10 protein-coding genes are annotated in these 8,087 nt (G+C 45.0%); all 10 read right to left on the bottom strand.

Annotated elements, in window-relative coordinates; translation table 11 throughout:
* Positions 1–1,120 (bottom strand): RNB domain-containing ribonuclease (locus A1D16_RS17695; protein ID WP_290711958.1); only part of this gene is annotated, 1,120 nt, incomplete at its 3' end.
* Between the two features lie 10 nt (positions 1,121–1,130).
* Positions 1,131–2,213, bottom strand: coding sequence for a tetraacyldisaccharide 4'-kinase (gene lpxK / locus A1D16_RS17690; protein ID WP_290711956.1), 1,083 nt, complete (start codon positions 2,211–2,213; stop codon positions 1,131–1,133).
* Complete coding sequence (locus A1D16_RS17685) at positions 2,203–2,778, bottom strand: 5-formyltetrahydrofolate cyclo-ligase (protein ID WP_290711954.1); 576 nt, start codon at positions 2,776–2,778, stop codon at positions 2,203–2,205. The genes lpxK and A1D16_RS17685 overlap by 11 nt, the downstream gene beginning before the upstream one ends.
* Entirely contained in the window at positions 2,779–3,321 is a 543-nt protein-coding gene (locus tag A1D16_RS17680) for an RsmD family RNA methyltransferase (protein WP_290711952.1), read from the bottom strand.
* The gene (locus A1D16_RS17675) at positions 3,309–4,241 is read right to left on the bottom strand and encodes a DUF3822 family protein (protein ID WP_290711950.1); all 933 of its coding nucleotides are present in this window, start codon (positions 4,239–4,241) and stop codon (positions 3,309–3,311) included. The genes A1D16_RS17680 and A1D16_RS17675 overlap by 13 nt, the downstream gene beginning before the upstream one ends.
* A complete protein-coding gene (locus A1D16_RS17670) occupies positions 4,189–4,950 on the bottom strand; it encodes a hypothetical protein (RefSeq protein ID WP_290711948.1) in 762 nt (253 codons plus the stop codon). The genes A1D16_RS17675 and A1D16_RS17670 overlap by 53 nt, the downstream gene beginning before the upstream one ends.
* Positions 4,951–4,953: 3 nt before the next feature.
* A complete protein-coding gene (locus A1D16_RS17665; protein ID WP_290711946.1) occupies positions 4,954–5,310 on the bottom strand; it encodes a dihydroneopterin aldolase in 357 nt (118 codons plus the stop codon).
* 66 nt (positions 5,311–5,376) lie between these two features.
* Positions 5,377–6,330 (bottom strand): thioredoxin-disulfide reductase, encoded by a 954-nt coding sequence (trxB, locus tag A1D16_RS17660; RefSeq protein ID WP_290711944.1) that lies wholly within the window; start codon positions 6,328–6,330, stop codon positions 5,377–5,379.
* A 67-nt stretch (positions 6,331–6,397) separates the two neighbouring features.
* Complete coding sequence (locus tag A1D16_RS17655) at positions 6,398–7,279, bottom strand: DUF4249 domain-containing protein (protein ID WP_290711942.1); 882 nt, start codon at positions 7,277–7,279, stop codon at positions 6,398–6,400.
* Between the two features lie 97 nt (positions 7,280–7,376).
* Positions 7,377–8,087, bottom strand: a 711-nt coding sequence (locus tag A1D16_RS17650; RefSeq protein ID WP_290711940.1) for an RNA polymerase sigma factor RpoD/SigA, incomplete at its 5' end; no start/stop codon positions are given.

The raw sequence follows: 8,087 nt of genomic DNA, 5'->3' as shown, positions 1-8,087 counted from the left end.
GTTTGCGATTTTCGTCCAGTTTAAAACGGACCTCCTGGGAAGAAAAATTTATGGCCCCTTTCTTAAAGCGTTGCTTCCGATAACGTTGGGCAAACTTATTAAGTACTAGTATTTCCTGTTGATAGAGCCCATCTTCCGATTCAATGATCTCCTGCACCTCTTCATAGGTAAACCGGTGATCTGAGTGAATTACGGTTCTTCCCAGCCAGGCATCTTTTACATCTCCTCTTGTATTTATAAGAAATACAGCCGAGAAGGTAAGCTTATCTTCATGAGGTCGTAAAGAGCATAATTCATTAGAAATCCGTTCAGGCAGCATAGGATTAACCCGGTCTGGCAGATAAACCGAGGTAGCCCGCTTATAAGCTTCCTTATCTAATTCGGTATCGGGTTCTACATAATAACTTACATCGGCGATGTGCACACCGATTTCATAACCTCCCTTTACCGTTCGGATAGAAATTGCATCATCAAAATCTTTTGCATCAATAGGGTCGATGGTGAAGGTTCGTATATCCCGCATATCCTTCCGCCGTTCAATTTCTTTTGTGCTGATTGTATCAGGAATACGGGCTGTTTCTTCCAGTACTTCTTCGGGAAAACTAAGGGGGAAACCATTTTCTAATATGATTTCTTTCATGGCCAGCTCATTGGATCCCTGCTCTTCCAGCAATTCCACTACCTCGCCCACTGGCTTTTTGGTATTGGACCATTCTATAATCCTTACCACTGCCCTGGACCCATTTACTGCACCATTCAGTTTTTCGAGCGGAATATAAAAATCCGGCAGGGGTTTATCGCTATCCGGTATAAAGAAAGCGAAGGTTTTACTCAACTCCAGGGTACCCATAAAAAGCTCCTGCTTTCGTTCTACTACTTCGGTAACAATTCCCTGCAAGCGGCCGCCGCCTCTTCCGGAAGCCCGCATAATTTCTACCCGTACTTTATCCCCGTGCATGGCGGTATTAAAATCATTGGGGCGCACCAGTATATCCTGCTCCATCCCGTCTACTATTACAAATCCCATTCCACTGCGGGTAATATCCATCCTGCCAACAGGTAGCGCACTGGCAGTGCCTGCTGGTTTTTGCTTTTTTTTACTTTGTTTCTTTTTACTCATCTTTTCACTGTTAGTGTGTTGCAGAACCAGAAAACTGTCTGCTAAATTTACCGATAATCGATTTAAAGCGGTCGGTCTTATTGAACAAAAAGACCATTTCAATAGGAACCACATACAGCGACCAGGAGACTAAATCCTGTTGGAATTTCATTAATCGAACCGCATCTTTTTCGGTTGTCAATAGTATTTTTTTGGTGCCACCAAGCTGATTAAACCGTCGTTCGATTTCTTTTATATCATCAATGGTGAAAATATGGTGATCACTAAACACCATTTGTTCATAACTCGCCACTTTTTCTGAAAGCAGGCGTTTTAAAGGCTTCGGGTTGGCTATGCCGGTTACCAGCAGCACTTCCATATCCGGTTCCAGTTCAATCTCCTGCCGGGTCACCAACTGGTAAGGAGTTCCGTAGGCTATGCTGGCAAAAAACAATTCCTGTGAGCCGGATGGGCTCAGTTCATCCTCTATTTTTTTAGCCTCCGCTTCGCTAAGACCGGCAGGGCATTTCGTTACCACCAGCAGGTTTGCCCTGGAACAGCTCCTTTTCTCATCCCGGAGATCGCCGGTGGGCAGGTACCAATCGCGGGTGTATAAATTACTGTAATCTGTTAATACAATATTCAGACCAGCCTCAATAGCCCTGTGCTGAAAAGCGTCATCCAGCACGATCAATTCTGTCTCTGGCCGGTCCTGTAACAGCAAGGGAACAGCTACTACTCTTTCCTCTCCAACGGCAACTGAAACATGCGGAAATTTCAGATGAAACTGCATGGGTTCATCGCCTATTTCAAGTGCCGTGGTTTCGGTATTGGCCAATGCGTAGCCCCTTGTTTTTCGTTTATAACCACGGCTAAGGGTAGCCATTTTAAATTCCCGTCCAAACTCCCTTAGCAGCCATTCTACCATGGGCGATTTTCCGGTACCACCTGCAGCAATATTTCCCACACAGATGATCGGAATATTAAAACGGGCCGCTTTCAGCAGCTTCCAGTCGTACAATTTATTCCTGATAAAAATGGCACACCAATAAAGGAATGAAAATGGAAATAATAAGATCCTTAATGGCTTTAGCAAGGGAAAATTAAAATTCATAGAACTCGTCCGGGGTTATACATCCATTTAAGGGCAGATCATATTGGTCCAATCCGGGTAAGGCCTCCACCGGTTCAAAATAACTGATCCCTAATTTATAACAATCGGGCCGTAAACTGGCCAGGTACCGGTCATAATAACCTTTTCCATAACCAAGGCGGTAGCCTTGTTTATCAATTGCCAGTAAGGGCACCAATACCAGGTCAACGGCTGCCGGGTCCATTACCTGCCCTTCGGTTGGTTCCGCAATGCCATATTTATTTTTTCGATAGTTGGTTTGTTCATTTACCAGCAAAGCGTCCATCAGTGGTTGCCCCGCATGAATTACGGGGAATGCCAGGTTTAGCCAGGGAATCCTAAACTCCATAAAGTCGGTTAGCAGGAAGGTGCTGGGTTCTGCCTTTTCCTGCAATGGCCAATAGGATAATACGTTCTCGATGCCTTCGGGCCATTGCCACTGCTGAAAATGAATAAGAATAAGATCATCGAACCGGCTTCTTTCTTTTTCGGACAAGGCCAGCCGGCGTTTCAGGAATTCGCTTCTGAAATCCGCTTTTGTCATCATTCAACGATTAATAAAAAAAGAAAATACCGTTGTTCCATAATTCCGTTCCTGTACAAACCAGGTATAACCCTGGTAATTATTTCGGGGAGTATGTTCCAATACAAACATAGCACCGGGTTTCAGCAATTCCTTTTCCACCACTTTTTTCGGCAGTTCATCAATAGTGGTAAGTGCATAGGGCGGACCGGCAAAAATAAAATCGTACTGATCGGTGCAGCTGTCGAGGTATTTGAATACATCCATTCGCACTACCCGGATAGTTTCCTGCAAGCCCAATTCCTTTACGGTTTTAGAGATAAAGGCAAACATAGCCGGATCTTTTTCAATGATAACCTGTTGCCGGGCACCGCGGGAAGCCAGTTCATAACTGATGCTACCGGTACCCCCAAACAGATCCAGCGTGGAAGCTCCCTCAAAATCAATATTGTTCTGAAGAATATTAAACAGGCCTTCTTTGGCAATATCTGTTGTAGGCCTGGTATAAGGCATATTAGCAGGTGGTTGTATTTTCCGGCCACCAAATTTTCCGCTTATGATACGCATAATCCAGCCTGAATAAGAGGGGTAAAAAAATGGGCACGCATTCCCTGCAACTGCCGGTCGTTCAGCCTTATTGTGTCCGGCAGCGCAACTGCTACCAGGTTGCCCAGGTATTTATACAGATCAAGGTAAAGTGCACTGGATGTATCCATCCAGCCCGACCATTCCACCCGGGTTGTTTCCGGCGGCAGGCCTTCCTGTTGCAAAACAGACAGCACCAGGTAGCTAACATCATCCGGGGTCTGGTAGTCCATTTGTTGAAAAAATTTCCAGCCCTGGTTATAAAGCGCTATTAATATCAACTGGTGATCGATTAACAGGTGTAAAACAGGTTCTTCCGTAGGCTGTTCTTTATGGAGGGCTTGCATCCAGGTGGTTAACTGGTGGGTATGGGTAGCATTGGGATGAAGTTCGGCCAGGGCCGCATAAACCGATGCAGGCATTCTGTAAACGGTATAATGCGCCCCATCGGGATGAATATCCGTTAACATGGTTCCTTTAAAAAGATCTCCAAACTGGCAATCGAGCCATTCCTTGGCGTTGTCATTTCCATAAAGTGCCGCTGGTATAAGGGAAGCATGTCTGGACTGGTAAATAAAATGTGCTTTCCCCCATTCACGGATCCAATCTTTTTTATCAGCAATCCAATCTTTCAGTGAAGTTGCTGAATCCTCTTCCTGCTGTTCAAATTGCACCACTTCCAGTAGCAAGGGCTGCCGTTCCTGATCAAGTCCCAGCAACCGGATCGCTTCCCCGGTTACCTGGATTACCAGGAATTTTTCCGACAAATCAGACAAATCCTTCAGGGCTACACTATAATTGGTTGTATATGCCATAACAAGTGCTGCAATAATACGGTATTCCCTATAATCAGCCCCCCAGTTTATGGAGCAGTTTTTTTCCTTCTGCTTTAATCCGCTCATCGTCTTCCATCTTGGCGGGCATCGTTTGCATCTTTTTTAACAAACTGATGGCTTTGGTACGTTGCCCCAGTTGATTACAGGCACGGGCAAGTTCCAGGTAATTCAAAATAAAGGCGGGATTGAGGATCATACTCTTTTCGTAGGACTTGGCGGCCAACTGGAAACTGGCCTCGGGGAAGGCACCATAAAATAGCTTTACAGCGCCCCTTTTAAAACTACCTAGATCGGCAATTTCGTAATACCACCGGCCTAACACATGATAGGGCCTGAAATCAGCCGGATTAATTTCGATGGCCCTGTCTGCGTGGTATTTGATTTTTTTTACCGATTCCACTAATTCTTTCCCGGAACTCATCAGCGCTACCCTGCCCAGGGATACAGACATGGCAAAATGTGCATCTCCCGAATTTGGATAAAGTTGCAAAGCCCGGTTGGCGAGCTGGTAGGCTTTTTTATAATAGGTTTCTCTTTTGTGTTTATCGGTGGTTAGCCGGTTTCCCAATCGATCGGCCAGTAAACTTGCTTTGTACAAAGCGGTATGGTTGGAAGGCTGTTGCTCAAGCACGCGAAGGTACTGTAGATAGGCGGCTTCATCCTGCAGCGCTGCTTCCAAATCTTCGGCTTTTTTTAATAGTGCTGCCGCCTCCTGGCAAAAGGCAGTGGCAAACAGGCAACAACAAAAGCTAAGAAGTAGGAATAATTGTTTCATGAACTAATCAAAGCTACGCGTCAAACTGATGCCCACTTTACCATTAAACTGCTGAATGGGGGCGTTTAATTTGTGAATACTAACGGTAACCCGTACAATATTACCGAATTGGTGATGAATTTTATGAATGATAGAGTCTGCAATTTCTTCCAGTAAGGGGGTTGGTATGGCCATTCTTTTTTGGACTATTTTAAACAGATCCTCGTAACTGATCAGGTGTTTTAAACTATCGTACCGGTCTTTTTTGACAATATACTGAACATCCAGGTTAACTTCAAAATCATTGCCTGTTTGCTCTTCTCCCTCAAACAATCCATGAAACCCATGGAAGATCAATTGGTGCAGGTGGACGGTTAACATACTAAATTTGGCGGCTTTACTGGCCGCCAAATTATTACTTATGAAAGACAGTTCTATATTATTTTTTTAAACATGTCCGGCTGCGGAAAGAAAACGTTCCGCGTCCAGCGCTGCCATGCAGCCGCTGCCTGCTGCTGTAACAGCCTGCCGGTAGATTTTATCCTGCACATCTCCCGCTGCAAAAACACCTTCCACACTTGTGCGGGAAGTACCCGGAACAGTTTTTATATACCCCGCTTCGTCCATATCCAGCCAGTCTTTAAAAATAGCCGAGTTGGGCTGGTGCCCGATGGCTACAAAAAACCCACTCAACGGAATGTCGGTTTTCTCCCCGGTCAGTATATTTTTTATCCGAACCCCTTCCACTTTTTTATCTCCCAGAATTTCATCTGTTTCCGTATTCCAGTGAATAGTGATATTAGGAGTAGCTTTTACGCGGTCCTGCATCACTTTCGAGGCCTTCATTCCATCTTCTCCCTTCCTGACAATCATGTGCACCCGTGTAGTTAATTTAGACAGGTACAATGCTTCTTCACAGGCGGTATCACCGGCACCTACGATGGCAACGTCTTTCCCTTTAAAAAAGAATCCGTCACAAACCGCGCAGGCGCTAACGCCAAAACCGTTTAGTTTTTGTTCACTCTCCAGTCCAAGCCATTTAGCTGAAGCCCCTGTTGCAATAATAACGGAATCGGCTGTGATGGTCTTTTCCTCATCTATGATTACAGAAAACGGGCGCTTCGAAAAGTCTACACTGGTGGCTAATCCATACCGGATATCTGCCCCCATACGCCTGGCTTGTTTTTCAAAGTCCTCCATCATTTCCGGTCCCTGGATACCTGCTGCGTAGCCGGGATAATTTTCCACTTCTGTGGTAATGGTTAGTTGCCCGCCTGGCTGAATTCCCTGGTATAAAACCGGGTTCAATGCTGCGCGGGACGCATATATAGCGGCTGTATAACCAGCCGGACCAGAGCCAATAATAAGGGTATGTACGTGTTCGTTAGATTGCTTATCCATACGGTTCAGTTATAAATTTAGCGACTGCAAATTTACGTTCAAATTTGTTAAGACAGTGTGAGTGAAATCACTTGGGGATAACGAGTGTATCATACTGTACGGAGTAGCCGCCAAAATAGCCCAGCGCGCCGCCATTGATATTTGTTAGCACTCTTGTTGGATTAGAAAACGGGCTGCCAATAGAGCTGTAATTGTATTCCATGGTTCTCCAGAAATCAAAACAGGCCTTATCTATATTGGTGAATTTTAGGATAACCGTATCGCCTTTGTCAAAAAACGAATAGGTTTCAAAATCTATTTCAGCATTCCGATCAATACCTTTTTCAACCTCTATATCATACGTGCTTCCATCCACTATCTGGTCATCAAATACGGAGTTCAAACCCGGGTTAAACGGACCTCCATTGGTAGAATTAAAGAAACGGATATAGTTACCAAACCCTGGCGGATCCGTTACCCGCGCCATCAATACCACTTTATTCGTGTCCGGATTATTGATAGAGGGGCGCCACCAGAGAGAGTCAACCGTTTTTCGATGCAGTGGTATGGTGGTACTGGCCGTATAGGTTTTACCCGCTGCTTCAATTTGTACCATATAGGTCATGCCTTCCACCCCGGTAAAAGCGGTGGACAGATTGGAAGAGTCGGTAGAATAATAATAAATTGTTCCGGCAGGGGTGGGTATGCCGTACTCTTTTAGCTGATGGGTTTTACTTCCATTGGAAACCCGTATAATAGCATCCCGAACAAAAGACCCTGTTAATATTTCGGGATTGATTTCACTGAAAAAATCAAGGCTACGCGACAGGAAGAATAAAGGGGCTGAACCGCTTTCGATGGTACCCTCCACCACCAGTTTAGGGGCCTGTTTATCCAGGTCAAACTGAACTGATTTTTCACAGGCTAGCAGACCTGTTACAAGAATAAGGCAGGTTAATAGAATCCGCATAAGCACCAATATAACAAAACAGCTGCGAAAAGGTTAAAAAAAGGCCATCTCATGGAGGGAGATGGCCGTACTATCATCAGGAAGCGATCTTCAAAGATTAACCCAGATATGCTTTCAAAGCATTACTGTAGCGGGCTTTTTGAAGACGCTTGATCGCTCTTTCTTTAATTTGACGAATTCTTTCCTTGGTAAGATCGTATTTCTGACCAATTTGCTCAATGGTTACTCCATTTTCGCCATCCAGTCCGAAATAAGCGTTTACGATTTCCGCTTCACGGGGACTCAAGGATTTCAATACACGACGAATTTCGTTACGGAGTGAATCCTGCATAACATCCTCATCTGTATCATCACTACCTTCCAGCAAATCGCCCATTGCAACGTCTTCTGCTTCGTGTACGGGGGCATCCAGGGAGGTATGACGGGTATTACTCTGGAAAATATTATTGATCTCAGTTTCGCTCATTTCCAGGATTTCTGCCAGCTCTTCAGTCGAAGGCTCCCGCTCATGCTCCTGTTCGAAAGCCATGTATGCTTTGTTGGCTTTATTGTAAGTACCGATTTTATTCTGGGGCAAACGTACCAGACGACCCTGTTCAGCCAATGCCTGCAGGATTGATTGACGGATCCACCAAACAGCATAAGAAATGAATTTAAAACCTTTGGTTTCATCAAAACGCTGTGCTGCTTTGATCAGACCAAGATTTCCTTCGTTGATCAGATCACTCAGGGAAAGCCCCTGGTGCTGATATTGCTTTGCAACAGATACCACGAAACGAAGGTTCGCCTGAACCAGTTTATCCAGGGC

This window comes from Flavihumibacter sp. CACIAM 22H1 (assembly GCF_001601815.1).
Lineage (GTDB): Bacteria > Bacteroidota > Bacteroidia > Chitinophagales > Chitinophagaceae > Flavihumibacter.
This window is presented reverse-complemented; position numbering and strand designations above follow the sequence as displayed.